Origin of the sequence: Vibrio sp. HB236076 (genome assembly GCF_040957575.1) — a bacterium.
Taxonomy (GTDB): Bacteria; Pseudomonadota; Gammaproteobacteria; order Enterobacterales; family Vibrionaceae; genus Vibrio.
This window is the reverse complement of record NZ_CP162601.1, coordinates 2,623,669-2,648,137: the sequence shown is the minus strand read 5'-3', so window position 1 is coordinate 2,648,137 and position 24,469 is coordinate 2,623,669. Positions and strand designations below refer to the sequence as shown.

The window sequence follows — 24,469 nt, the reverse complement described above, 5'->3', positions numbered from 1 at the left end:
AGAGCGCTATTTTATAGGCTTATCATTGGGTAAAGTTAGGCAATAAAAAAGGCAAAGTCGAAACTTTGCCTTTGATAGTGAAAAAGAAACGATACTTAGAAGCTATAAGCGGCTTTTAAGTAAATACGACGGCGTTCACCGACGATGGCTCCTGATTCTGTCGTAAATCCAGCAATGGCGTATTCTTTATCAAAGAGGTTTTTGACATTGGCTTGGAATTTCCAATCTTGCCATTGTGTTTGCCAAGACATATCGTAAACCGTGTAAGATTTGATGGTATTGTCATCACGGTCTTTTTGTTTACTGGCGTAGCTAGCACCAAATGCAATAGATGAGTCTAAAGCGGGAATCTCATGTCGCGTCCATACGCCGAGCTGATTATGTGGTGAATTAGACAGTGCTCGCGCCTCGTTTTCATTATCCGTCGTCGATAGGTCATTGTAGGTATAGCTGACATTGGCTACCCACAATGGTGTGATTTGAGCGAGAACGTCCATTTCAAAGCCTTGACTACGGATATCACCGATCGCGTAGATCAAGTCGTCATCATCGGTATACGCGATGTTTTCTTTAACGATATGGTACAACGCGGTATTGATATTAATACGGTTATCAAATAAGTAACTGCGTGCGCCAATTTCAATCTGTGTATTTTCTTCCGGGTCGAGTAACCCATCGGCAGCATCGACTTGGTCAGACGCATCTTGAGGGGTCATACCCAAGGAGTACGAGGTGTAAGGTTTAAACTGCGGATTGACTTCATAGGTGGCGCCAACGCGAGCAGAGTAGCCCCAATCGTGATAATACGCATTGTCACTGCCATCATCGTGATCAACCACTTTTTGTTCCATGAAATCAGCACGAGCACCAAAGACGAGGTTTAACTTATCCGTTGCCTGCCATTGATCTTGAGCGTAGATACCAGCTTGGTTGACGTCAGTAGAGCGATCGCGGTTAAGAGTTAACACATAGCTACTGATGTCATCATCATAAGCGGGATCTGACAAAGATAAGTAAGACGGACTTTCAGCACCGCTATCCGCGCTCGTTGTACCAGAGTAATAGAAGACTTCATCTTCGCTAGCAAAGTGATAGTCACTGCCAACTACCACGGTGTGAGCGCCGAAATCACCTACGAGATAAGAGCCAAGATCAATGCCTTTATAGTAGCGAACTTGATCTTGATAACGGCGAGAAACTGAGTCTACTTCTCCATCATCATCGGTATCGACCAGGGCTCTTGCTTGGTGGAATTTGATGGTTTCTTTTGTTTCATAAGCGCGAAAAGCAAAGTGGCTATCTAACCAATCATTAACCTCATGATCCACATGCGCTTGAACGATGTTTGCTTGGAATTTTTGGTAATCATCGGGTTCATTACTGCTCCAAGAGCTATCTGCTAAGAAGTTACCACTAGAGTCAATGGGTACACCACGCAAGCGCTCACCTAATTGATAGAAGTAGGAGTATTGAAGGGTTAATGTTGTGTAGTCATTGATATCCCAAGCGTAACCCACATCCAAGATTTGGTTTTCTTCTTCAACGTTATTGCGATAAGAGTCTTCGCCACTTGAGTAAAGGCCAATACGGTAACGTTGAGAGCCGTCCTCATTAGCAGGCCCCGAAGATTCAAAGCTGCCACTTAAGAAGTCTTTGTTCCCCCCGGTAATTTCTAAGGTCGTTTCTGGTGTGTAAGTCGGTTTTTTGGTGACGTAGTTGATGACCCCACCGGCTTCGCCCGCACCGTACAATGAACCTGAAGGCCCTTTCAGTACCTGCACTTGATCAATATTAAATAGCTGAGGAATAGTAAAGGTTCTGAAAGGATCGCCTTTTAAGCCATCGTAAAGCACTTCACTTTCTTGCTCAAAGCCACGGATTTTGACGATGCCGTAGTTAAAATACGAAACGCCAGACATAGAGCGGAAAAGATCGGTGACTTCATTCGCTGCTTGATCTTCAATTAAATCGTGCGTCAGGATCTGAATGGATTGTGGAGTTTGATCTATGGTGGTGACGGTGCGTGTGCCCAATGATGCTTCATTGGATTTGTAAAGTGTGAGCGCGCGTCCATGAACTTCAACAACATCGGTTTCTTGTTCGTTGTTTGACGTAGAATCTGCAGCGAAGACTTGAGGCGATAAAGCCAGTAGACCACAAGCCTGCATGGCGATGACGGATTTTTTCAATAACATAGCGATAAATAGTAATCAGAATAGATAAATTATCGCTATGATATGCTCAATGAGAATGAGTTACAATAAGGTTTTCAAGTTTAACTAATAGTTCAATTTAAAATGATCTAGTAAGCCTTTGGAATTATTATTAAAGTCAATTTATTGTTGTTGAGATAATTATTTATTAGGTAGAGAGGTCTGAACCATACTGTGAAGATCATTATGATCCCATGCCCAATGGCTCGTGGCAGATAAGTCGATACCACCGACCGAATAGGGTTCGATATCGAACGAATTGTCCTTTGGTGATTTTAGCTGGTAATAAGTCTCTTTTGAATGATGTTCGATGACTAAATGCGGCCATAAAGGCTTGATGCAGGCATGTAGCATCGTATCACCGAGGTAGGGCAGAGGATCTTTTTGTTGCCATTGGTCAAATAGTTGTGACCAGGTTAGGGGACGGGTGGCTTGTCTTAGGATATCGATGACTATGGTTTGTGTTTTGGTTAATCGTGAATCGCAATGTGGCAATTCTTGTAGATGCCTTTTGATTACGGCTTGTAGGTTAGGAAAGGCACTGGCTAAATCTTGTTGATAGAGTGCAATGAGAGGTTTGGGTGTATTTGCACAAAAGGCGGGCCAAATCTGCTGAGCCAGTGTTATATGTTGTTCTTGTAGTGGTTGTTTATGTTCACGCCACAAATAACGAAAAGCGTACCTTGGTAACTGACCTAAACCGATAAATCGTTGTAATCCTGGAAAGTGATTGACTTCAATATATTCAATTTCAATGGCCTGTTGTTTGGCAAAGTGAGTTAAGGCTTCAAGCCACATGAGTTGGTCGTAATTGTCGTGTTCAAGCCAAAATACCCGTCTGCGGTATCTCGGTGAGCAGAGTGTCTCTAGAGCCTGTCGTTGTTGACGTTGAATTTCTTTTTCTTGTTGTGCTTGAGTGCCGTTATCCACTTTTGGCAGCAGGTGTTTGCCAATAAAGTGAGCTCGTTGTAGATGGTGTTGACCCTCGTTATCACTTAAAGGCCCCATGCAAAGCGGATCAATCAAAGCAAGATAATCACCGACAAAGTCTGGTGGGGTAAAGTAGGGTTTAATATCAGTACCACAGCGAATGTGAAGGGTGTATGGGTCATCTAACGGCACATCAGGTGGCTGTTTATATTGGCTTAATTTGTGGCAGTGCTCTACGGCTTGTTGCCAAGAAGAAAAGCCCATTGATTCCAGCTTAAAAGTCGTCTCCTTTCCTTGCATTGGCTCGGATTGTCCAAAACTGACCTCAAAATGTTTTTTTAAAGTATCGAGTGTTAAATCAAAGGGATTCATGATATCACCTCAATCTTAATTCACCATTGATAGCTAAGGTTTAATCCCTGGCTATCACCATCACTCCAAGGTGAAACGGCGATGTTTACCCCTGCCGGTGACGTAAAGTAGACTCCGCTTAATACACCAATGGCTGCTCCTGCCAGTACATCGTGCCAATGATGTTTATTTTGTTTCACTCTTGCATAACCAACAAGACTTGCCAGTGTATAGCTAGGTAGCCCAATTTGCCATCCATAACGTTGTGAGAGTGTGGCGGCGGCAGCAAAGGCATTGGCAGTATGACTAGAAGGAAAACTGTCGAAATCACTTTTATCTGGCCTTTCTGCGGCTATGGAGTATTTTCCAACCCAGACCACGGCACCACTCGTGAGTAAGGTTAAACCCGCCTGTTGTAACCCTTGCCAGTCTTGATAGTACGTGGGCAGAGCCAATGAGGTCACCAGTAAGCCATCTGCGCCAATGTCACTGAATGTTCCCCAATCGGTTTTGGCGAAACAAGAGGTGGTGAGTCCGATGAGACTTGTCATTAATATGAGCTTTTTCAAGTTTTTACGTCCTTGTCCTTCCTTTTGACAACCATTCGAAACCCTTTGATTAGCTTTGCCAAGTTTTGCGCTGAATTTTTGTGAGCTATTGTTGAAAAATGATTTTAATTCAATGGCTTGTTGAATGGATTTAGCATGATGGATTTAATTTTTATATTGAATGTTTGACTTGAGAGGACAGGGCTGACTGGGGACCAAGTTGGGGGCGCCCAGCCCTGCGGCATGACTTTGGCACAAAGTCCGTTGCAGTAAGCGTATAAGTTGCAATTGAGTGACGTGATCTTTAGATATAAAAAAACCACTTCGAGGTGAAGTGGTTTTTTTAATGTGGCTCCCCCTGCGGGACTCAACGGGGGCGCCTAGCTGGGGGCGCCCAGCCCTGCGACATGACTTTGGCACAAAGTCTGTTGCAGTAAGTGTATAAGCTGCAATTGCGTGACGTTATCTTCAGATATAAAAAAACCACTTCGAGATGAAGTGGTTTTTTTAATGTGGCTCCCCCTGCGGGACTCGAACCTGCGACATACGGATTAACAGTCCGCCGTTCTACCAACTGAACTAAGGGGGAATAAACTGTTTTCTCAAAAGAGAAATGGTGCCGACTACCGGAATCGAACTGGTGACCTACTGATTACAAGTCAGTTGCTCTACCTACTGAGCTAAGTCGGCGCCGACGAACATAAGCGAATACTTACATTCTAAAAAGTGGCTCCCCCTGCGGGACTCGAACCTGCGACATACGGATTAACAGTCCGCCGTTCTACCAACTGAACTAAGGGGGAACAAATTGTTTTCTCAAAAAGAGAAATGGTGCCGACTACCGGAATCGAACTGGTGACCTACTGATTACAAGTCAGTTGCTCTACCTACTGAGCTAAGTCGGCACAAACCTTTTTTTTTGCGTTTTAACGCTTGTTGATGTTTTTTACAAAACTTAAAGTGTTGCTCTTTTTTAAAACACCAATCTAAAATATGGTGCCTCGAGGCGGAATAACGGGCCCGCCTAGGGCACTGACCGATGTTTTTCAACAAACTAAATACGTTGCTCTATCTTAAACACCAATCCTAAATATGGTGCCTCGAGGCGGAATCGAACCACCGACACGAGGATTTTCAATCCTCTGCTCTACCGACTGAGCTATCGAGGCAACGGGGTGTATTAAACGGTTTTTCGGTCTCTAGGTCAACACTAAAATACAAAAAAAAAATCGTTTGCTGATTTTCTGTGCGTAGTGTGGTGTTTTTATTCGTTTTACTTACAAAGTGACCGGATATTAAAGGCTATTTTGTATGGTGTTGATAGTTTAACAAGAAAAACTGCGCTTGATTGTTACTGTTAAGTAGTAAAAACACCGCTCTATTTACAATTATCAACGGGGGGATGACTAGGTGTTGTGCATGTCATTGGCTTTTCACTTGCTCCAACCGCCGCCGTTTGCTCTAAATCGGCTGTTGGAGCATTGTATTTTAATCACATTCTTGTTGTAGATCGTCAGCATAGCCTTTTGGTGGCGGTGTCCAGCCCCGCTCTGACCGAGCGAGTTTATCGTGACGATCTTTTTTCATTTCTTGCGCCATTTTCTCTTCTAGCTGAATAAAGAGTTGTAAAAAGTTATTGTCGTAACGCTCCTCACCGCTGTCTTGTTGCCAAGCTTGATAGAGTAAGTCTGACTTTTTAGTTTCAACTCTTTGGTAAGTGGATTTTTGTTGCTCGATGTAAAACGGGTGAATACCAAGCGCTGCCATTGTATGGCCGCCCATTTCTAGCGCAGAGTGATAGGTTTCAGATTCGATGATGTCTGCGCCTGCTTGTCTTAAACGGTAGCCATGACCTCGATCAAACGCTCTGGCAATAATAAAAACATCAGGGTAGGTATGCTTAACGTATTTAACTAATTCTACACTCGATTCTTGGTTATCGATGGCAACGACGAAGGCTGCGGCCTGTTCTATGCCCGCGGTGTGTAACATATCTGGCCTCGTCGCATCACCAAAATAAGCTCGAGTGCCAATTTTTCTCATGTTATCAACTTGGTTTGCTTGGTGGTCTAATACGACCGTATTGATGCCATTAGATACCAGTAATCGATTGATTATCTGACCAAATCGCCCAATACCAGCAATGATAACGGTTCCTGCTTCTTCGATATGGTCACTTTCTCTTTGATTATTTTTCCCTTCAACTCGCGGCAAGATCACTTTGTCAAAAAAGATAAACATCGCCGGTGTTAAAAACATCGATAAAGTGACCACTAATGCCAATTTTTGTGACAGAGCGAGAGGCAGCACATGATGCTGAGTGGAAAAGCTCAGTAATACAAAACCGAACTCACCGGCCTGAGCAAGACTTAATGTGAATAACCAACGATTACTTCCTTTGATGGCAAAGAGAAAACTTAACAGCAGTAGAACAAGGGCTTTGAGTAACATAACGCCGACAGTGAGGCCAATAATGACAAAAAAGTCATTGAATAAAAGAGAAAAATTAATACCTGCGCCGACAGTGATAAAAAACAACCCTAGCAATAACCCCTTAAACGGTTCGATATTAGACTCTAGCTCGTGGCGAAATTCGCTATTGGCTAATACCACACCGGCAAGGAAGGTACCTAATGCTGGTGAAAGACCGACTAAACTCATGAGTGCGGCAATGCCGATGACGAGCATTAATGCCGTCGCGGTAAAAATTTCTCTAAGCCCTGAACTGGCAACGTATTTGAGTAAGGGCCGAGAAAGGTAGTGACCACCTACGACGACGAGGGCGATGGCCGCGGTGATGACAATGCCGTAGGCCCAACCAGGAAGCCCGGCGACCAAGCTGAGCTCCTCATGATGAGAAGCGGCCGAGTCGACTGCCGTCTGAGCTTGTTCTACCAGCTCGGGGAGAGTGAGAAGGGGAATAAAGGCCAACATGGGGATCACGGCAATATCTTGAAATAACAATACAGAAAAAGCATTTTTCCCGCCTTCAGTACGGGTTAAGCCTTTTTCATTAAACGTTTGTAAAACGATTGCTGTTGAAGAAAGGGCAAAAATCAACCCAATTGCCAGTGCGATACTCCAGGTTTGTCCGCCATACATGGCGAGTATCATAATCACCAGGGTAGTGACAGAAACTTGTAACCCACCAAGGCCAATAAGGCGATTGCGCATGGCCCAAAGTACTTTGGGGTCTAACTCTAAACCAACCAAAAAGAGCATCATGACGACGCCAAACTCGGCAAAATGCTGGATCGTTGCTGTTTCTTCACCCACCAAGCCAATAATAGGGCCAATGACAACACCGGCAATCAAATAGCCTAGCACTGACCCCAGTCCTAGCTGTTTTGCTAAAGGGACGGCGATAACCGCCGCGATAAGATAAATAAAAGCCTGTAAAAATAGACTCGTCATAACGTTTCCTTGGCAAGTGCTGAGAGAGTGGGGGCGAGATCGGCGATAGGGCGTACTTGGTTAATATCCAGGGTGTTATCAACGAGCGACCTAAGCAGCAATTGATAGTTTTGTTTATGCTGGTTGAGTCGTTGTTCTTCAACAGCGGTACGAGCACCAAAGAGGGTGAGTGGGGCGATGTAAGTGATGCCGGTTAACGAGGCCATTTGTTCGATTGGCGCGAGGAGTTGACGGATGGTGAAGTGGTTATAGCCATGTGCCTGATAGGCTTCTTCTTTTCCTCCTGCCGATACCACACAAGTGAGTATTTTACCCGCTAGAGCATTGCCTTCAGTACCATAAGCAAAACCATATTCTAGAACTAAATCTTGCCATTCTTTTAAAATAGCCGGTGTGGAATACCAATAGAGTGGAAACTGGAAAACAATGACATCATGTTCTTTTAGTCGCTGTTGTTCTTTGTCGATGTTGATATTGAACTTTGGGTATTCTGCGTATAAATCGACACAGGTTACGCCCTCAATCTCTTGGGCAGCTTCAAATAGTGGCGTGTTGATTTCAGAACGGTGCTGAGAAGGGTGAGCAAAAAGAAGCAAGACTTTTTTGTTCTTCATAGGACCTCGAGAAGGGATTATCACAGGGTGATCATTCTTTTTTGATTGGTAAAAATGTAACCGATTTGAACGCTTCTCGCCAGTTGAATCTGTTTATAGCCTTTGCAAATAAATGGCCTAAATTGACTCTCTGTGTTGCGTTAATCGTGCTGTGTCGTGGGACTGGCTGGGTATTGATCTGTTAGGCAGCATGACTTTGGCACAAAGTCCGTTGCAGTAAGCGTATAAGCTGCAATTGAGTGACGTTATCTTTAGAGATAAAAAACACTTCGAGGTGAAATGTTTTTTAATGTAGCTCCCCCTGAGGGACTCAACGGGGGCGCCTAGCCGGGGCGCGCAGCCCTGCGACATGACTTTGGCACACAGTCCGTTGCAGTAAGTGTACAAGCTGCAATTGGGTGACGTTATTTTCAGATATAAAAAAACCACTTCGAGGTGAAGTGGTTTTTTTAATGTGGCTCCCCCTGCGGGACTCGAACCTGCGACATACGGATTAACAGTCCGCCGTTCTACCAACTGAACTAAGGGGGAATAATTTTAAGTCACAAGCTAGGCTATTAACACCAGTCTGGACTCTGATTAATGTTGATAACACCAATCTTAATAATGGTGCCTCGAGGCGGAATAACGGGCCCGCCTAGGGCACTGACCGATGTTTTTCAACGAAAGCAATAGACTCTTCTATCTTAAACACCAATTTTAATAATGGTGCCTCGAGGCGGAATCGAACCACCGACACGAGGATTTTCAATCCTCTGCTCTACCGACTGAGCTATCGAGGCAAATAAATGGTGCCGACTACCGGAATCGAACTGGTGACCTACTGATTACAAGTCAGTTGCTCTACCTACTGAGCTAAGTCGGCACACTTATATGCTTTTTGGTGCCTGCTTGAGGCACTGACGGATGTTTTTCATTAGCTAAAACACCAATCTTAAATATGGTGCCCGGAGGCGGAATCGAACCACCGACACGAGGATTTTCAATCCTCTGCTCTACCGACTGAGCTATCCGGGCAACGGAGCGCTATTAAACGGATTTTAGGCTCTACCGTCAACTGTTTTTTTGTTTTTTTTAATAAAAATGACTTGTTTGGCTGTTTTTTGCGCTCTTTGTGCGGTTTTTATTCTGTTTTGAGTGTGAGTTAAAATTCTTTTTTGAATTGCGTCACTTTTTCTAAATAACGACGAGATTCTCTATTAGGGTGTTTATGCGTTAATGCCCAAAATACCTGGCTAGGCGTTAACTGATTGAGTTGGTGAAATGCTTGAGTACGATTGCGATTGAATGTGTTAAGCACGCCGCCGGTTCCGCCGTTATAAGCGGAAATCATACTGTATTGAAGCGATAAAGGGTTTTTAACTGATTTGAGATAACGATTTTTCAGCAGATAAAAATACGCTGTTCCTGTGTCTATATTATTCTCCGGGTTAAATAAGTACTGCGGACTGGGTTGCCCACTGCGTTGCTTCACTAACTGAAAGACATCTCGCCCCGCGGTTTTAGGTACCACTTGCATGAGGCCATAAGCATTGGCCCAACTGACAGCGTAAGGGTTAAAACTACTTTCTGTTTTGATGATAGCAAAGATAAGATCTTCGGCTATGCCATACTTACTCGCCGCTCTGCGAACAAGGTTGGCGTATTGATATCGGCGGATCTCTGTCTGATTTTTCACCATGGACAGATCGACATAATAGGCCTTTTTAAAATCAACAAGCTTGGTTTTTAAGTGGTTGTCTATCAAATAGTCTGCAAATCGACTCGCTCGCCAACGCCACTGGATGGCTTGCCCATCTTGATCGAGTACTTGCTTGTAGAGAAAAGGTCGGCCTTTTAAGGTGATATCTTTAGAGGAAAATAAGTCGACTTGGGCTGGGTCATAGGGGGTGAGTAAAGTGGTGATTATCGCTTGTTTAAGATGATCTTTTGGTCGTGTTGAGGCGATGGTTTCAATGGTGATTTTACCTAGAGAAAAATTGACATCAGCGCGACTATTATAATCATCTATATATTTGACGTAATTGCGCTTACCTGCCAGCTTTAGTGAGTTTTGCCCCCATTTTTGTTTGATGTTACTTGAAAATTGCTGCATCAGATCATCTAAGGCCTTGGTATCTTTTTGATACTGGCCTGGCAGTTCGGCGAGGTTTTTGGCAAAGCGGTTGGTTGGCTCGTAGTTTATGGCGTATACACTCTCAACCATTTCACGACTACAGCCACTGAGAAATGTGCAAAAAACAAGCAATAAAAAGGGTGTTTTCATATCAGTTAGCAATAAAAAATGACACCCTTACGGATGTCATTAATGGGGATGCTACTCACTTGGAGGCGTATAGCCATCAATCTGTACATCCTGCCCTTCAAAAAGGAAGTTGACCATGTTTTCTTCGATCAACTTGCGATGTTCAGGATCCATCATATTGAGCTTCTTTTCGTTGATCAGCATGGTTTGTTTATGCTGCCACTCAGCCCAAGCTTGCTTGGAGATATTATCAAAAATACGTTTGCCCAATTCGCCAGGGTACAGTTGAAAGTCGAGCCCTTCAGCTTCTTTTTGTAATCGAGCGCAAAATACCATACGGCTCATCATGTCTCCTTAGTCGAATGACGTGTCATTCAAATGATAGTGTAAATTATCGAGTAACGATTTGACCGGTGCGGCCAAACCAATCGAGTTTGGTTGGGACAAGTTATACCAAAGTCCTTGGTTGGCTTCCATTACCATTGTTGGTTGAGTGGATAAATCCAACAAAATTGGCGTGATGTCGAGATGATAATGGCTAAAAGTATGGCGAAAGCTGATTAGAGTTTGTTTGCTTTGCACGTTTTGATCGCGAATGCCAAATTGATCTACGATGTGATCTATTGCAGATTCGTGGTGTTGCGGGAAGCAATAAAGCCCTCCCCAAATACCCAATTGCGGCCGTTGCTCGAGCCATACTTGACCTTGATAATGCAAGATGACAAACCAAGTTGCTTTGATGGGCTTTTCTTTTTTGGGTTTTTTACCTGGGTAATCAAGAGGGTTGCCTTGTGCTAAAGCCTCACAGTGATGGCTAACCGGGCACAAATTGCACTTAGGTCGACTGCGAGTACACACCATTGCGCCCATATCCATCATCGCTTGATTGTATTTGTCGACCTCAACTTCAGGTGTATGAGTTTCCGCAACTTGCCAAAGGGCATTTTCAACCGACTTTTGGCCCGGCCAGCCCTCAATGGCAAAACAACGAGCGAGGGTGCGTTTTACATTGCCATCTAATATGGCGTGTGGCTGCTTGTAAACGGACGATAAGATCGCAGCTGCAGTTGAGCGGCCAATACCCGGTAAAGCATTCATTTGCTCTATCTCTAGAGGGAATTCTCCTCCGTAGGTGCTGACGACGATTTTAGCCGCTTTGTGGAGGTTTCTCGCTCGGGCGTAATACCCTAATCCCGTCCAAAAGTGCAACACTTCATCTTGCTCTGCATCAGCGAGATCCTGGACGGTGGGAAAGCGTTCGAGAAAACGTTCAAAGTATGGAATCACGGTCGTTACTTGAGTTTGCTGTAACATTATTTCTGACAGCCAAACTCGATAGGCGTTTTTGTTTTGTTGCCATGGTAGGTGCTTGCGACCATAAGCGTCATACCAGGTTAAAATTGCTTTGGCAAAAGGCGTCACGACATGCTCTTTTAAATTATAATGATCGATATTGATAGGGGATACTGTATCAGGAAACCTCGATGTGAGCACAGGGTTAAAGTTAAGACTAATTTTTACTTTGATTGATGAGATAACACTTGCACCGATGGCAATTCTTTGGATAATTCCCCGCTCTGATTAATCAATGTGCAGGCAAAATCATGAGTGAAGTGACCACTAACGAATACACCGATGATGGTAAGTTGATCCGCAAAGTTCGCAGTTTTGTTCGTCGCGAGGGTCGTTTGACCAAAGGCCAAGAGGCTGCGATGAATGAATGTTGGCCAACCATGGGGATTGATTATCAAGCTCAGCTGCTCGATTGGCAACAGGTGTTTGGCAACGATAACCCTGTCGTATTAGAGATTGGTTTTGGCATGGGCGCGTCATTGGTAGAGATGGCGAAAAATGCACCAGAGAAAAACTTCATCGGAATCGAAGTCCACAGCCCTGGTGTGGGAGCGTGTTTATCTTCAGCGCGTGATGCAGGGGTTAAAAACCTCAGAGTCATGTGTCATGATGCCGTGGAAGTGTTTGCACATATGATCCCTGATAATAGTTTGCACACACTACAACTGTTCTTTCCAGATCCTTGGCATAAAAAACGTCACCACAAGCGCCGTATCGTCCAACTTGAGTTTGCTGAAATGGTTCGCCAAAAGCTGATTCCCGGGGAAGGGGTGTTCCATATGGCAACGGACTGGGAAAACTACGCAGAACATATGATTGAAGTGATGAACCAAGCCCCTGGTTATCACAATACAGCGACGGATGGGGATTATGTCCCGAGGCCTGAAGACCGACCTTTGACCAAGTTTGAGGCCAGAGGTCAGCGATTAGGTCACGGTGTTTGGGATATTAAATACCGCCGAGTCGAGTGATTTAATCGCGATTTGAATCTGAACAATAAGCCAACATCTCATGTTGGCTTTTTTCGCTCAGAGAGTCTGGACACATATTTTAGGAATGCACAAATGACGCCAAGTAATGCCTTATTAACCAATATTCTTGATGAAGTCAGGCCTTTGATAGGTCGTGGCAAGGTCGCTGATTATATTCCCGCATTGGCCCGAGTGGCGAATGACAAATTAGGTATTGCAATTTTTACCAATCAAGGTGAAGTCTTTTGTGCTGGTGATGCCCACGAAAGCTTTTCTATTCAGTCGATTTCTAAAGCCCTTAGTCTAACGTTAGCGATGCAAATCTATCGCAGTGATGAAATTTGGCATCGCGTTGGTAAAGAACCGTCTGGTCAAGCGTTTAACTCTTTGATTCAATTAGAAGTAGAAAAAGGCATTCCGCGTAATCCCTTTATTAATGCCGGGGCAATTGTTGTCGCTGATCTCCTCGCGAGCCGTTTGTCTGCACCGAGGCAAAGGCTGCTAGATTTTGTTCGTCAATTGGCTGCTCAAGAGCAAATTTGCTACGACAAAGTGGTGGCCGCCTCGGAAATGCAGCACAGCGATCGCAATGCGGCCATTGCTTATCTTATGCGCTCATTTGGTAATTTTGACAATGATGTGTTAACGGTACTGAATAACTACTTTCACGCCTGTGCACTAAAAATGAACTGTGTTGAATTAGCGAAAACATTCAGTTATTTGGCCAACAAGGGCCGTTCGGTGGTGACTGGTGAGCAGGTGGTTTCGGCCACGGAAAGCAAACAGCTCAATGCGCTGCTGGCCACCTGTGGGCTTTATGACGGTGCGGGTGAATTCGCCTACCGGGTTGGTATGCCAGGAAAGTCTGGGGTTGGCGGCGGTGTCATTGCGATTGTCCCCGGAGAAATGACGATTGCGGTTTGGTCTCCCGAGCTCGATCCGTCTGGTAACTCACTGGCAGGGACTCGAGCTTTAGAATTGTTATCGCAAAAAATTGGCCGTTCTATCTTCTAAAAAACGCACTAGAGTGAGGCGTTATTCATTGGATAACGCCTTATCATTTATTTGTTTTTACCGTTGAAAAATGGTTTTGTATCAGTTGATCCATCTCTAGCTTATCAATTGGTTTGCTAAAATAAAAACCTTGGTAGCGGTCGATGCCTAATTGGTTGAGTAAATTGAGCTGCTCTTTTTCTTCGACACCCTCAGAGACCACTCTAAGTTTAAAATTGCGCGCAAGATCAACGATTGATTTCACCATTAGGTGAGCATGGGCACTCTCGGTGACATCATTAATAAAAGAGCGGTCGATTTTAATTTCATCGATTGGCAAAGAACGCAAGTAATTGAGAGAGGAATAGCCAGTACCAAAATCATCTAATGAAACCGAGATTCCGTATTGTTTTAAGCGAGTCAGTTTTTCAGTCGCGTCATCAATGTCTTGAATGAGTACGGACTCGGTCACTTCAACAATCAGTTTACTGTGATCAATTTGGTGCTCTTCCACAAGTTCGATAAAATCTTCAACAAAATGCTTTTGCCAGATTTGCTTTGCGCTGAGATTCACGGCGAGCTCTAAATGCTCCGTTGTTGGGTTTTGCTGCCACTGTTTTAGTTGCTGACAAGCTTGGTTAATGACTTGGTCACCAATTAACAAAATAAGATTGCTTTCTTCAGCGATATTAATGAAAGAAAAAGGAGAGAGCACCCCTAACTCTGGATGCACCCATCGGACTAAGGCTTCTGCGCCAATAATGCGCTCTTGACCATCAAATTTGGGTTGTAAATAAATGGTGAATTCACTTCGGGTGATGGCTTTGTGCATCGACTTTTGTAATTCACTGGTTTGGTTGAACTCATTTTGCAGGGTAATATCACAAATTTTAACATTGTGCCCGCCTAAAGATTTTACGTGATACAGAGCCGTGTCAGCCAATTGGAGAATTTCTCCAGCGGTGTGTTGGTCAGACTTAAATACCACTCCACCAATACTCGCGGTGATGGCGTATTCAATACACAGTTGCTGAACTTTACTTGTTAAGCGGAACGTTTTTGAAATTTGGGCAATAATCTCATCGGCAAATGCTTGGGTTTGCGCTGTTGCTTGCTGTTGAGAATTCGATATTAAAGGCAGTACTGCAACAAACTCATCTCCGCCAAAGCGAGCAACAATCGTTTGATTCTCTGTCCTTTGTGCTAACACTTGAGTGATTCTTTGGGCGATATTTTGCAGTAACATATCCCCCATATGATGACCATAACTGTCATTGAGGAGTTTAAATCTGTCGAGATCAATAAACATCAATGCGCTATACGTGTTTTGTGCCACGCTGTCTTTGATGACTTGATTAAGTTCGATATCAAGCTTGACTCGGTTGATTAGGCCAGTTAATTGATCGTGGTAAGCGTAGTATTGTATTTTTTGTTGATTTTGTTTTTCATTGGTAATGTCTTGAACAATGCCGGCTAACCACAAGGGTTTATTGTCTTGGTCAAACTCAGCCACTTGACCGCGATCCCATACCCAAATGATATTTCCATCGGGCTTTTGCATTCTAAATTCAATATTATAAGGTCGGTTGTGCTTAACAAGTTCATCGAGTGCTTGAAAAACACTGGCTCTATCTTCGGCAAGAATACATTGTTCAAACTCTTGAAATGAGTTGTCACTGCGCTTGATACCCGTAATGGATTCCCACTGCGCGTTATGTAGGACTTCGTTGGTTTGCGTATTCCATTCCCAAAGGCCCTCTTGAGAGACATCGAGTACATGCTCAAGGCGTTTTTTATTGCGCTCTGCTTGCTCTTTCAGTTGGCTTATTTCTGTGATGTCTTTAGCAATGACTAAAATTTTGAGTTGTTTGTTGATATCGCGAAAAGGAATCTTAATGGAGTGAAAGCAGCGATGTTCACCCGTGTTAACATCGGTTGATGACTCATAGACATTTTCCTTTTCAAAGCGCGTCATAATGCCTTGTACATTATTTCTTAGAAAATCGGCTTGTTCTTTGTTGTGGGTAAAATCAAAGTCATCTTTGCCGACCATCGCTTCAGGGGTGGTTTGATAAAGGTCAGCAACGGTCTTGTTGCCGTAGAGAAACTTGCCGTCATAATCTTTAAACACCACCACATCCCCGACAGAGTCAAGTAAGGTTTGAGCAATTGACGTGTTTTGGTGAACATACCTTTGGATGGCAATGAGTAGAGAGAATGTTGAAACAGCAAAAAGCCCGCCAATAGTCATGACACTGGCTAAACTTGAAAATTCGATAGCAAAAGTAAGGTGGAGCCAAAATATGGCTACGACAGTGAAAGTTACTTGGAAGGCGGCGAGCCATTTAATCTTATGCCAAGAGAAGCCAAAAACATCGTACATCTATCATCCTTGCAAAGGGTCAAGCCTGAGGCTTGAGTAAAGAGTATTAGCGTAAGAAACACATATCATACCAGACAATTATGGATGCTGTTTTACAATAGTGAAAATGGTCCGCTTACAATTGTGACTTTGCTCTTTGTTCTATCAAGAAATTAGAAATGAGAAGATTTAATTTGTGATCTTGGTCTTTTTTTAGTGGCGAATAAATCAAGGCCATATCAATTATATTTTATTGATATGGCCAAGCGGCATCATTAGGTTAGGAATCTTTTAAAAAAGCCCCGACCACATCATTAAAAAACAATTTACCCTTTTGGGTGATTTGCCAAGTCTGCTCGCTTTGCACAAGGAATTGTTGTTGGATTAATGTGTCCATTATCGGTGTGATTGATGCTATGGGCAGCCCTGTTCTTTGACTAAACTCTTCTTTGGGACAAGGTTCGAGTAATCGAAAACGATTCATGAAATACTCAAACGCTCGGTCTTCTAGAGGGACACTGTGTTCTTGATCTCGATAAGGCTTTACCATGTTATTGTGAGCGGCAAGATAGCCTTTAGGGTGTTTTATTTTCGTGGTGCGAACGATGTCACCATCGGAAAAACTGATTTTTCCATGGGCACCACAACCAATGCCCAAATAATCGCCAAAACGCCAATAATTTAGGTTGTGTTGGCACTGATAGTTTTCTTTACTGTAGCCAGAAATCTCATATTGATGGTAACCAGCCGCGAGCAGTTTTTGATGGCCTTGCTCAAAAATATCCCACAACTGATCATCATCGGGTAAAACCGGCGTCTTGTAGTAGAACATGGTGTTCGGTTCGATGGTTAACTGATACCAAGACAAGTGAGGTGGATTGAGTGCGATCGCTTGATCGATATCCGCCATGGCTTCTGAGAGGGTCTGATCGGGCAGGCCGTGCATTAAATCGAGATTAAAACTATTTAAGCCAATTTTATGGGCTAATTGCGCAGCTTGAATGGCTTCTTGTTGGCCGTGAATTCTCCCTAACCGAGTGAGTTGATGTTCGTGAAAGCTTTGTACGCCAATAGAAATGCGAGTCACTCCTGCTTGGCGGTAACCGACAAATCGCTTTGCTTCTACCGTACCTGGATTGGCTTCCATGGTAATTTCTATCCCCGGGGTAAAGGGTAAGAGTTGCTCAATACCAGTGAGCAGTGAGGCGATACCCTGTGAAGAAATTAAACTCGGTGTACCACCTCCGATGAAGATGCTGTGTATTGGTCGCTCAATACGGTATCTTTCGATATCTTGTGATAAGTCTTCAAGCAGCGCTTCAATATATTGCGATTCCGGAATCGAATGTTTGAGCTCGTGCGAATTAAAATCACAATAAGGGCACTTTTGTACGCACCAAGGTATGTGGACGTAGAGGCTCAGTGGCGGTGGAGTTAGCATATTATCCAAGACGCTCTTGTTTCAATATATTAAAAAGTTGTTGCAATGCCTGACCGCGGTGGGAGTGGCGCTTTTTTTCTTCTGGGGACAGTTGGGCTGAAGCGCATTGTAACTCCGGCAGCCAAAAGACGGGGTCATAGCCAAATCCGTTGTCGCCTTGGCGTTCATGTAATATCTCACCTTGCCATTTGCCATGGCAAATAATTGGAGTTGGGTCATTTTCATGACGCATTAGGACTAAGACACAGTGAAAGCGCGCTGTGCGTTGACCCGAGGGAACGTCTTTCATCTGTGCGAGTAATTGATTAATGTTGTCCTCGTCACTTGCGTTTTCGCCAGCATAACGAGCGGAGTAAACGCCGGGAGCTCCGGCTAACGCATCGACTTCTAAACCGGAGTCATCGGCGATAGCGGCAAGGCCTGTTTCTTTGGCTGCATGGCGCGCTTTGATAATCGCATTTTCGACAAATGTACTTCCGGTTTCTTCGGCATCTGCCAAATTAAAGTCACTTTGCGCAATGACTTCAAAACCAAAATCACTTAAAAGAGATGACATTTCACGAACTTTGCCGGCATTACCAGTAGCCAGGACAATTTTACTCATAATAAACCTACTTGATTAACCACAGTGTTTCGACCCTTTGTTCGGCCTGCGAACAGTTTACCAGTTATAAAAGTCTGGAGTAAGCCTAAGGCAAGTTTTAACAAGGGCTAGGGGCGCATCGATATTTTTACCGTTGGCATTAAAAACAAAAAGCCATCAAACGATGGCTTTATGCTATTCACAAAATGGGGTTGTACTTACAACATACGCCACACAGGGAACCAACCACTGATTAAAATGTTGAGAAATTGCAGCACGATAAACAATACCAATACACTTAAATCCAAACCACCTAGTTCAGGAAGAACGCGTCGAATAGGGGCTAACAAAGGCTCGGTTAACTGGTGCATCACGTATTCCATCGGGCTGCGACCTTGGCTGACCCAGCTGAGGATAGCGCGAATTAACAAGACCCAGAACAACAAACTGCCCGCGGCTTTGGCCAGTGATAATACCCCCACAAACAACAGAGAAGGCGTGAGACTAAAACTGCCACCTGCGACCATCATCAATGCCGTAAACTTTAGGACTGAAAGCACATAAGCAAATAGGATGGTTGCCATGTCGATATTGCCAAGTGAAGGAATGAATCTTCTCAATGGCCCGACAATAGGTTGAGTCGCTTTCACGACAAATTGAGAAAACGGATTGTAAAAATCCGCTCGCGCTGCCTGCAGCCAAACTCGCAATATGACGACCATAATGTAAAGATCAAACAGAGTTTGTATTAAAAAACTCATCGCATTCATAGGTGACCCTTTTGTTGATGCCCGTACTGGGCTTGCTTATTAAAACAATTCTTGCATTTCTTCTGCGCGAGTGACCGCGGCTTTCATTGCAGTGGCGACAATATCACAAAGTTGTTGTTGTTCAAAAACGGCTAAGGCTTCCGCCGTCGTCCCGCCTTTAGAAGTCACTTGCTCTCTCAAGGTACTAATGGGGGTACTCGGGTTACTCGACACCATGTGTGCCGACCCTAGTGCCACTTGAGTGACGATTTTTCGTGCCATTTCAGGGGTAAAACCTTGTTCAATGGCTTGTTTCTCAATACTTTCCATGAAGTAGAAAAAGTAAGCCGGCGCGCTGCCTGCCGCCGCAATGATGTTGTTGATCCCCGACTCGTGTTTCACCCAACAAATATCCCCGACAGAAGCCATTAGGCTTTCGGCAAACGCTGACCACTCTGGCGCAATGTCGTCATTGGCATAAAGCCCGCTCAATCCTTTGCCGATCAAGGATGGCGTGTTCGGCATCACGCGCACGAGTTGCAACGTTTGTTGTGTCCAAAGTGGGTATTTAGTCGATAGAATACCAGCAGCAATAGTGATAATGAGCTTTGACGAAAGATCGACCGAAGCCAATTGTTCACAGACGCCTTTCATCATTTGTGGCTTCACAGCTAAAACGATGACATTGGCTTGTTCGGCTGCTTTGAGGTTGTCTGTGGTCACGGAAATTTTGTACTTTTCTTCAAGCTTTGCCAGTTTCTCTTCGCTTCTCCCGGTGGCAATAATACTGTGCTCAGGGTAGCCGCTATTGAGTAGGCCTGAAATAATAGCTTGAGCCATATTCCCTGAGCCAATAAACGCGATCGTTTTTTGCTGCATAATAGTCATGTTCCTTATTTTAATAAAATGGCGTATCTCTAAGGTTAGCGATAATCTCGCGCACCAAACAGGGCCGTGCCAATTCTGACAATTGTACTGCCGCACTCGATTGCGGCTTGTAAATCCCCACTCATGCCCATCGAGAGGGTATCGACCTCAGGGTAGTGGGCTTGTAGCGCTCTAAATTGCTCCGACAAATGACTAAATGCTGCCTTTTGTTGCTGGTAATTTTCGACGTTGGCCGGTATCGACATCAAGCCGCGTAATTTCAGATTCGGTTGCGAGGCAATAAAATGGGCTAAGGGCAGTACCTCTTGACTGGTTACACCGGATTTGGCCGCTTCTAAACTGGTATTCACCTGAATTAATACATTGAGTGGCGACATGGACTCGGGTCGTTGCTCACTTAATCGTTTGGCAATTTTTTCTCTGTCGATGGTGTGAACCCAATCAAAACGCTCCGCTACTGGACGGGTTTTATTGGACTGTATTGGGCCAATAAAATGCCAAGTTAACGGTAAGTTTGGGTGGTGGTTACGAAAATAGTCGACCTTCTCGATCCCTTCTTGTACGTAATTCTCACCAAAACAAGTTTGATTTGCTGTGATCGCTTGCTCAATTGCACTAATGGGTTTGGTTTTACTGACTGCCAGCAGTTGCACGGATTGTGGTTGGCGCCCAAACTTTTGTTCAGATTCAGTGATCAAGTCGCGAAGGTGTTTAAGGTTGTCTTGAATCGTCGTCATAATAGCTCTACTTGAGGAATAATATGAATTTCACCGAGTTACTGAGAAGCAGTGTAAATCAAAACGCCTCGGATGTGCACTTTTCTAGTGGTGAGCCCGTTCGAGTGCGTCTCAACGGGCAATTGACTATCTTAGAGGATAAAGTGTGGCAGTCACAAGACTTGGCGGTATTGAGTCAAAGCCTTTTTAGCCAAGAACAACAACGCCAACTGGTCGAACAAAAAGAGTTAGATACGATTTATCACCAGGCCGAACTAGGGAGGTTTCGCGTCAATGCTTTTTACCAGCAGAGGGGGTTATCGATCGTATTAAGGTGCATTGCCGATTCGATTCCCAAACTCTGTCAGCTCAATGCACCCAGTGCGATAGCCCAAATGACAAGGGCACAGCAAGGCTTGATTTTGGTTACTGGGCCGACCGGATCTGGCAAGTCGACGACATTAGCGGCTATGGTTGATGACATTAACCGCACACAACAAAAACACATTATTACGATTGAGGATCCTATCGAGTTTATTCACCACTCGCAGCAAAGCTTAATTTCGCAGCGACAATTGCAACGAGATACGTTAGGTTTCACCGCGGCGTTAAGGGCAGCATTACGAGAAGACCCCGATGTTATCCTCGTCGGAGAGTTGCGCGATAAGCGCAGCATTCAGTTAGCGCTAACCGCGGCTGAAACCGGGCACTTGGTGTTGGCAACATTGCATACTCGCTCTGCCTGCCAAGCCGTGACTCGTATTGTCGATGTCTTTGATCAAGAAGAAAAGTCCATGATCCGAGTTCAGTTATCGGAGTCACTTAAGGGCGTTGTGGCTCAACGCTTGCTCAATAGTACCCAGCAGAAAAGAGTGGCGTGTTATGAAGTGCTGATGGCGACATCGGCCATTCGCAATTTGATCCGCGAAGGGAAAGTGAACCAAATGTATTCGATGATGCAAACCGGGCGAGAGTGTGGAATGCAAACGCTTGAGCAAAGTGTGGCTCAGCATATCGAGCAAGGAATATTGCCCCCTGAGGCGTTGAAAGCGTTGGATTGTGATTAACACGACTCTTACTAAATAGCGGGTTACCCTAGTTGGTTAAAAAGATCGCTAACAGGGCTGAGAAAATCAATTTACTAAGGGCGATATATCGGTGATTGATTCAATCAATCAGCGTGAAATAGCGGTGAGTTGAACCACCACTGACGTTGAGAGGACGACGATGGTGGCCGATAAGTACACGATGTGGTTGGCGGTTTATTGATATTGCTTTTCAAACCAACTTTCTAAAATCACAACCGCCGATTGGCAATCGACATTGCCTTTTGTTAGCGCTCGGTAACCACCGCGATCAAATAAGTCTGCTCGGGCCTCAGCGGTCGATAAACGTTCATCGTGCAACTCGACAGGCAAACCAAATCGCCCGTGTAAACGATTGGCAAACTTTTTTGCTCTAGGGGTAATCGTTTCTAGCTCTTTGCCGTGTAAATCAGTGGGCAGCCCGACGACTAATAAATCGGGTTGCCACTCTTTGATTTGCTTTTCTATGTCGTCCCAGTTCGGAATGCCGTCCTTGGCTTTAAAGGCTTTTAACGCAGCGGCGGTGCCTGTGATAGTTTGACCTATTGCACTCCCGATGCTTTTGGTGCCATAGTCAAAAGCCATGATGGTGTCTGACATGTTATTTTCTCTTGTTGTTTTTAATGCGTATCGTCGTTGAACATAAGCGCTAGGCCTCGCCAACTTGAAAAGACAATTTAGCGGGCTCGACGCCTAATAAACCGAGTGCTTTTTCCCAACGTTTTTCTATCGGGGTATCGAAAATGATCTGAGGATCGACTTCAATCAATAGCCAGTGATTGTCCATTAATTCTTGTTCAAGTTCCCCTGCCTCCCAGGCCATGTAACCCAATGCGATGACGTAATGACTTGGCTCTTCCTCTGTACCGAGCACTTCTAAAAGATCTTTTGAGGAAGTAATGGTGATGTCTTTGGTCATTTTGACACTGGCTTGATATTCATCTTTCGGACAGTGGACGATAAAGCCGCGATCTTGTTCTGTCATCCCCCCTAAAAGCACGGGCTGAGATAAGCTTTGCGGTTTGTTTTGTGGATAAATAGGCTCTACATCTGCCTTGATTAGCATTTCTCCAATGGTGAGGTCATTGGCTTGGGTGAGTTCTAACCCCATTGAGCCTTTTTCGTTGTGCTCACACATATAGATAACAGAACGTTCTAAATCAGAATTTCTCATTGTCGGCATCGCAACAAGAAAGTGATTGGTTATATTCATCATATCTAACTCCTTGTTCTTAAGAGGGGTAGAGCCTATATCGAGGTTGATTCCTAGACGTTTATTGCTTTACGTAACGCTCGATGGCATCCATGAGTTTACCGGTAATCGAGATGTCAAAACTGGCTTCAATTTCTCTAACACAAGTTGGGCTAGTGACGTTAATCTCTGTAAGCTTATCACCGATTACGTCTAAACCAACAAAGATCAGGCCTTTTTGTTTCAAAATTGGAGCGACGGTCTCAGCAATTTTACGATCGGTTTCACTAATTGGACGAGCTTCACCTCGGCCGCCAGCCGCTAAGTTACCGCGAGTTTCCCCTTCGGCAGGAATACGGGCGAGACAGTAAGGCATGGGTTCACCATCGACCACTAAAATACGTTTGTCGCCATTGCTGATATCTGGGACAAAAGTTTGTGCCATTGCATAGTGTTGACCGTGACCGGTGAGGGTCTCAATGATCACCGAAACGTTCGGATCACCTTGTTTGACGCGGAAAATAGAAGCACCACCCATTCCATCGAGCGGTTTCAAAATTACGTCACCGTGTTGCTCTCTAAAGGCTTTAATTTTCTCGGCACTGCGAGTGACCAGTGTGGTTGGTGTGAGTTCAGGAAACCAAGCGGTGAAGAGCTTTTCGTTGCAATCTCTTAAACTTTGCGGCTTGTTTACCACTAACGTTCCTTGTTCTTCCGCCCGCTCTAAGATGTAGGTCGCGTAGATATACTCAGTGTCAAATGGTGGGTCTTTACGCATAAGAATGGCATCTAGCTCAGACAAAGCAATCGATTGTTCACTTTGAACTTGGTACCACTGATCCGGGTTTTCCGCTACGGTGATGATTTTGGTATCGGCCAGGGCCACGCCTTGCTCTAGGTGCAAATCCTGCATTTGCATGTAATGGATTTGGTAACCACGACGCTGAGCTTCTAACATCATAGCAAAGCTGGTGTCTTTTTTGATAGTTATGGACTCAATAGGATCCATAACAATACCGATTTTAATCATAAAATACTCCTTTTAGCCCAAATCGCCAAAGCGGACTTGTAGGGCTGTGATGGCGGTTAATGCGGCGGTTTCAGTTCTCAATACTCGTGGTCCGAGTAAGGTTTCAGCAAATTGATGATCGCGTGTCATCGTAATTTCTTCTGCCGATAGACCTCCTTCCGGGCCAATCAACAGCCGAATGTGTTGTGATTTTTCAGGTAAGGTGTTGATTGAATATTCCGCTCTGGGGTGCAAATTGAGCTTCAAAGCGGCAGAGGGTTCTTGACACCATTGTTCAAGTGTCATGATCGGCCGAATTTGAGGGATGATATTACGGCCACATTGCTCACAGGCACTAATGGCAATCTTTTGCCACTGAGATAATTTTTTTTCAAAGCGCTTGGCATCCAATTTGACCCCACAGCGTTCTGAAATGAGCGGTGTGATCGTATTAACGCCAAGTTCAACCGACTTTTGAATGGTAAATTCCATTTTGTCACCTCGAGAGATAACTTGTCCGAGGTGCAAGTTGAGCGGTGATTCTATATTGTGATCGAGTCGTTGTTGAACGTCGACACAGGCGCTTTTTTTGGTTACTTCACTCAAAATGGCGGGAAATTGAGCGCCAGAGCCATCAAAAAGTAACACTTCTTGACCCACTTGCATGCGCAGTACCCGGGAGACGTGTCCTGCTGCGTCATCACTTAACACTAAGGTGCCAAGTTGCTCAATCGGTTCGGGGTGATAGATACGCGGGATTCGCATAAGACCGGCTTCCTAAATACATTTAAGTTATTAACATGGATGCATCA

Annotated in this window: 21 protein-coding genes and 9 tRNA genes; 3 read left to right on the top strand and 27 right to left on the bottom strand. The window is 44.5% G+C overall.

Annotated elements, in window-relative coordinates; genetic code table 11:
* Positions 1-95: 95 nt before the first annotated feature.
* From AB0763_RS11680 to mutY, 17 genes are all read right to left on the bottom strand, one after another.
* Positions 96-2,195 (bottom strand): TonB-dependent siderophore receptor, encoded by a 2,100-nt coding sequence (locus AB0763_RS11680; protein WP_306100523.1) that lies wholly within the window; start codon positions 2,193-2,195, stop codon positions 96-98.
* A gap of 159 nt (positions 2,196-2,354) precedes the next feature.
* Positions 2,355-3,515, bottom strand: a complete 1,161-nt coding sequence (locus AB0763_RS11675) for a DUF1835 domain-containing protein (protein ID WP_306100524.1) — start codon at positions 3,513-3,515, stop codon at positions 2,355-2,357.
* Positions 3,516-3,535: 20 nt separating this feature from the next.
* Positions 3,536-4,045: a phosphatase PAP2 family protein gene (locus tag AB0763_RS11670; protein WP_306100525.1), complete on the bottom strand. Its 510-nt coding sequence runs from the start codon at positions 4,043-4,045 to the stop codon at positions 3,536-3,538.
* A 510-nt stretch (positions 4,046-4,555) separates the two neighbouring features.
* Positions 4,556-4,631: transfer RNA gene (locus tag AB0763_RS11665), tRNA-Asn, on the bottom strand.
* Positions 4,632-4,656: 25 nt separating this feature from the next.
* Positions 4,657-4,732: transfer RNA gene (locus AB0763_RS11660), tRNA-Thr, on the bottom strand.
* A 37-nt stretch (positions 4,733-4,769) separates the two neighbouring features.
* Positions 4,770-4,845: transfer RNA gene (locus AB0763_RS11655), tRNA-Asn, on the bottom strand.
* Positions 4,846-4,871: 26 nt separating this feature from the next.
* Positions 4,872-4,947: transfer RNA gene (locus tag AB0763_RS11650), tRNA-Thr, on the bottom strand.
* A 188-nt stretch (positions 4,948-5,135) separates the two neighbouring features.
* Positions 5,136-5,211 (bottom strand) — tRNA-Phe (locus tag AB0763_RS11645).
* A gap of 319 nt (positions 5,212-5,530) precedes the next feature.
* On the bottom strand, positions 5,531-7,456 hold the full coding sequence (locus AB0763_RS11640; protein WP_306100526.1) for a monovalent cation:proton antiporter-2 (CPA2) family protein: 1,926 nt from the start codon (positions 7,454-7,456) through the stop codon (positions 5,531-5,533).
* Positions 7,453-8,070 carry an NAD(P)H-dependent oxidoreductase gene (locus AB0763_RS11635; protein WP_306100527.1) on the bottom strand — a complete coding sequence of 206 codons (618 nt, stop codon included), beginning with the start codon at positions 8,068-8,070 and terminating at the stop codon, positions 7,453-7,455. The genes AB0763_RS11640 and AB0763_RS11635 overlap by 4 nt, the downstream gene beginning before the upstream one ends.
* A 455-nt stretch (positions 8,071-8,525) precedes the next feature.
* Positions 8,526-8,601: transfer RNA gene (locus AB0763_RS11630), tRNA-Asn, on the bottom strand.
* 175 nt (positions 8,602-8,776) lie between these two features.
* Positions 8,777-8,852 (bottom strand) — tRNA-Phe (locus AB0763_RS11625).
* A 7-nt stretch (positions 8,853-8,859) separates the two neighbouring features.
* A tRNA-Thr gene (locus AB0763_RS11620) sits at positions 8,860-8,935 on the bottom strand.
* A gap of 76 nt (positions 8,936-9,011) precedes the next feature.
* Positions 9,012-9,087, bottom strand: a tRNA-Phe gene (locus AB0763_RS11615).
* A gap of 127 nt (positions 9,088-9,214) precedes the next feature.
* The gene (mltC, locus tag AB0763_RS11610; protein WP_306100528.1) at positions 9,215-10,336 is read right to left on the bottom strand and encodes a membrane-bound lytic murein transglycosylase MltC; all 1,122 of its coding nucleotides are present in this window, start codon (positions 10,334-10,336) and stop codon (positions 9,215-9,217) included.
* A 51-nt stretch (positions 10,337-10,387) separates the two neighbouring features.
* Entirely contained in the window at positions 10,388-10,660 is a 273-nt protein-coding gene (locus AB0763_RS11605; RefSeq protein WP_306100598.1) for an oxidative damage protection protein, read from the bottom strand.
* 9 nt (positions 10,661-10,669) lie between these two features.
* Complete coding sequence (gene mutY, locus AB0763_RS11600; protein ID WP_306100529.1) at positions 10,670-11,737, bottom strand: A/G-specific adenine glycosylase; 1,068 nt, start codon at positions 11,735-11,737, stop codon at positions 10,670-10,672.
* A gap of 182 nt (positions 11,738-11,919) precedes the next feature.
* Between mutY and trmB the strand changes: the two genes are divergently transcribed.
* On the top strand, positions 11,920-12,639 hold the full coding sequence (gene trmB / locus AB0763_RS11595; RefSeq protein WP_306100530.1) for a tRNA (guanosine(46)-N7)-methyltransferase TrmB: 720 nt from the start codon (positions 11,920-11,922) through the stop codon (positions 12,637-12,639).
* A 93-nt stretch (positions 12,640-12,732) separates the two neighbouring features.
* Positions 12,733-13,653: a glutaminase B gene (gene glsB / locus AB0763_RS11590; protein WP_306100531.1), complete on the top strand. Its 921-nt coding sequence runs from the start codon at positions 12,733-12,735 to the stop codon at positions 13,651-13,653.
* Between the two features lie 43 nt (positions 13,654-13,696).
* On the opposite strand, the gene AB0763_RS11585 is transcribed toward glsB, so the two are convergent.
* The 6 genes from AB0763_RS11585 to AB0763_RS11560 form a co-directional block, all read right to left on the bottom strand.
* Complete coding sequence (locus AB0763_RS11585; protein ID WP_306100532.1) at positions 13,697-16,015, bottom strand: EAL domain-containing protein; 2,319 nt, start codon at positions 16,013-16,015, stop codon at positions 13,697-13,699.
* Between the two features lie 259 nt (positions 16,016-16,274).
* Complete coding sequence (gene hemW / locus AB0763_RS11580; protein ID WP_306100599.1) at positions 16,275-17,435, bottom strand: radical SAM family heme chaperone HemW; 1,161 nt, start codon at positions 17,433-17,435, stop codon at positions 16,275-16,277.
* A 1-nt stretch (position 17,436) separates the two neighbouring features.
* The gene (locus AB0763_RS11575) at positions 17,437-18,039 is read right to left on the bottom strand and encodes an XTP/dITP diphosphatase (RefSeq protein WP_306100533.1); all 603 of its coding nucleotides are present in this window, start codon (positions 18,037-18,039) and stop codon (positions 17,437-17,439) included.
* Between the two features lie 197 nt (positions 18,040-18,236).
* The gene (locus AB0763_RS11570) at positions 18,237-18,788 is read right to left on the bottom strand and encodes a YggT family protein (RefSeq protein WP_306100534.1); all 552 of its coding nucleotides are present in this window, start codon (positions 18,786-18,788) and stop codon (positions 18,237-18,239) included.
* A 39-nt stretch (positions 18,789-18,827) separates the two neighbouring features.
* Positions 18,828-19,646 (bottom strand): pyrroline-5-carboxylate reductase, encoded by an 819-nt coding sequence (gene proC, locus AB0763_RS11565; protein WP_306100535.1) that lies wholly within the window; start codon positions 19,644-19,646, stop codon positions 18,828-18,830.
* Positions 19,647-19,690: 44 nt separating this feature from the next.
* The gene (locus AB0763_RS11560; protein WP_306100536.1) at positions 19,691-20,392 is read right to left on the bottom strand and encodes a YggS family pyridoxal phosphate-dependent enzyme; all 702 of its coding nucleotides are present in this window, start codon (positions 20,390-20,392) and stop codon (positions 19,691-19,693) included.
* Positions 20,393-20,415: 23 nt separating this feature from the next.
* Here AB0763_RS11560 and AB0763_RS11555 point away from each other — a divergent pair, with 23 nt between their 5' ends.
* Entirely contained in the window at positions 20,416-21,438 is a 1,023-nt protein-coding gene (locus AB0763_RS11555) for a type IV pilus twitching motility protein PilT (protein ID WP_306100537.1), read from the top strand.
* Between the two features lie 195 nt (positions 21,439-21,633).
* On the opposite strand, the gene ruvX is transcribed toward AB0763_RS11555, so the two are convergent.
* From ruvX to rsmE, 4 genes are all read right to left on the bottom strand, one after another.
* The gene (gene ruvX / locus AB0763_RS11550) at positions 21,634-22,056 is read right to left on the bottom strand and encodes a Holliday junction resolvase RuvX (RefSeq protein ID WP_306100538.1); all 423 of its coding nucleotides are present in this window, start codon (positions 22,054-22,056) and stop codon (positions 21,634-21,636) included.
* A gap of 49 nt (positions 22,057-22,105) precedes the next feature.
* Positions 22,106-22,669, bottom strand: coding sequence for a YqgE/AlgH family protein (locus AB0763_RS11545; protein ID WP_306100600.1), 564 nt, complete (start codon positions 22,667-22,669; stop codon positions 22,106-22,108).
* Positions 22,670-22,730: 61 nt separating this feature from the next.
* Positions 22,731-23,678, bottom strand: a complete 948-nt coding sequence (gene gshB, locus AB0763_RS11540; protein WP_306100539.1) for a glutathione synthase — start codon at positions 23,676-23,678, stop codon at positions 22,731-22,733.
* Positions 23,679-23,690: 12 nt separating this feature from the next.
* Complete coding sequence (gene rsmE / locus AB0763_RS11535) at positions 23,691-24,422, bottom strand: 16S rRNA (uracil(1498)-N(3))-methyltransferase (RefSeq protein WP_306100540.1); 732 nt, start codon at positions 24,420-24,422, stop codon at positions 23,691-23,693.
* Between the last annotated feature and the right edge of the window lie 47 nt (positions 24,423-24,469).

Excerpts from the sequence above, each read along its gene's own strand:
- AB0763_RS11680 (WP_306100523.1), bottom strand. The coding sequence starts at position 2,195 with ATGTTATTGAAAAAATCCGTCATCGCCATGCAGGCTTGTGGTCTACTG.
- AB0763_RS11675 (WP_306100524.1), bottom strand. The coding sequence starts at position 3,515 with ATGAATCCCTTTGATTTAACACTCGATACTTTAAAAAAACATTTTGAG.
- AB0763_RS11670 (WP_306100525.1), bottom strand. The coding sequence starts at position 4,045 with ATGACAAGTCTCATCGGACTCACCACCTCTTGTTTCGCCAAAACCGAT.
- AB0763_RS11640 (WP_306100526.1), bottom strand. The coding sequence starts at position 7,456 with ATGACGAGTCTATTTTTACAGGCTTTTATTTATCTTATCGCGGCGGTT.
- AB0763_RS11635 (WP_306100527.1), bottom strand. The coding sequence starts at position 8,070 with ATGAAGAACAAAAAAGTCTTGCTTCTTTTTGCTCACCCTTCTCAGCAC.
- mltC (WP_306100528.1), bottom strand. The coding sequence starts at position 10,336 with ATGAAAACACCCTTTTTATTGCTTGTTTTTTGCACATTTCTCAGTGGC.
- AB0763_RS11605 (WP_306100598.1), bottom strand. The coding sequence starts at position 10,660 with ATGAGCCGTATGGTATTTTGCGCTCGATTACAAAAAGAAGCTGAAGGG.
- trmB (WP_306100530.1), top strand. The coding sequence starts at position 11,920 with ATGAGTGAAGTGACCACTAACGAATACACCGATGATGGTAAGTTGATC.
- glsB (WP_306100531.1), top strand. The coding sequence starts at position 12,733 with ATGACGCCAAGTAATGCCTTATTAACCAATATTCTTGATGAAGTCAGG.
- AB0763_RS11585 (WP_306100532.1), bottom strand. The coding sequence starts at position 16,015 with ATGTACGATGTTTTTGGCTTCTCTTGGCATAAGATTAAATGGCTCGCC.
- hemW (WP_306100599.1), bottom strand. The coding sequence starts at position 17,435 with ATGCTAACTCCACCGCCACTGAGCCTCTACGTCCACATACCTTGGTGC.
- AB0763_RS11575 (WP_306100533.1), bottom strand. The coding sequence starts at position 18,039 with ATGAGTAAAATTGTCCTGGCTACTGGTAATGCCGGCAAAGTTCGTGAA.
- AB0763_RS11570 (WP_306100534.1), bottom strand. The coding sequence starts at position 18,788 with ATGAATGCGATGAGTTTTTTAATACAAACTCTGTTTGATCTTTACATT.
- proC (WP_306100535.1), bottom strand. The coding sequence starts at position 19,646 with ATGCAGCAAAAAACGATCGCGTTTATTGGCTCAGGGAATATGGCTCAA.
- AB0763_RS11560 (WP_306100536.1), bottom strand. The coding sequence starts at position 20,392 with ATGACGACGATTCAAGACAACCTTAAACACCTTCGCGACTTGATCACT.
- AB0763_RS11555 (WP_306100537.1), top strand. The coding sequence starts at position 20,416 with ATGAATTTCACCGAGTTACTGAGAAGCAGTGTAAATCAAAACGCCTCG.
- ruvX (WP_306100538.1), bottom strand. The coding sequence starts at position 22,056 with ATGTCAGACACCATCATGGCTTTTGACTATGGCACCAAAAGCATCGGG.
- AB0763_RS11545 (WP_306100600.1), bottom strand. The coding sequence starts at position 22,669 with ATGAATATAACCAATCACTTTCTTGTTGCGATGCCGACAATGAGAAAT.
- gshB (WP_306100539.1), bottom strand. The coding sequence starts at position 23,678 with ATGATTAAAATCGGTATTGTTATGGATCCTATTGAGTCCATAACTATC.
- rsmE (WP_306100540.1), bottom strand. The coding sequence starts at position 24,422 with ATGCGAATCCCGCGTATCTATCACCCCGAACCGATTGAGCAACTTGGC.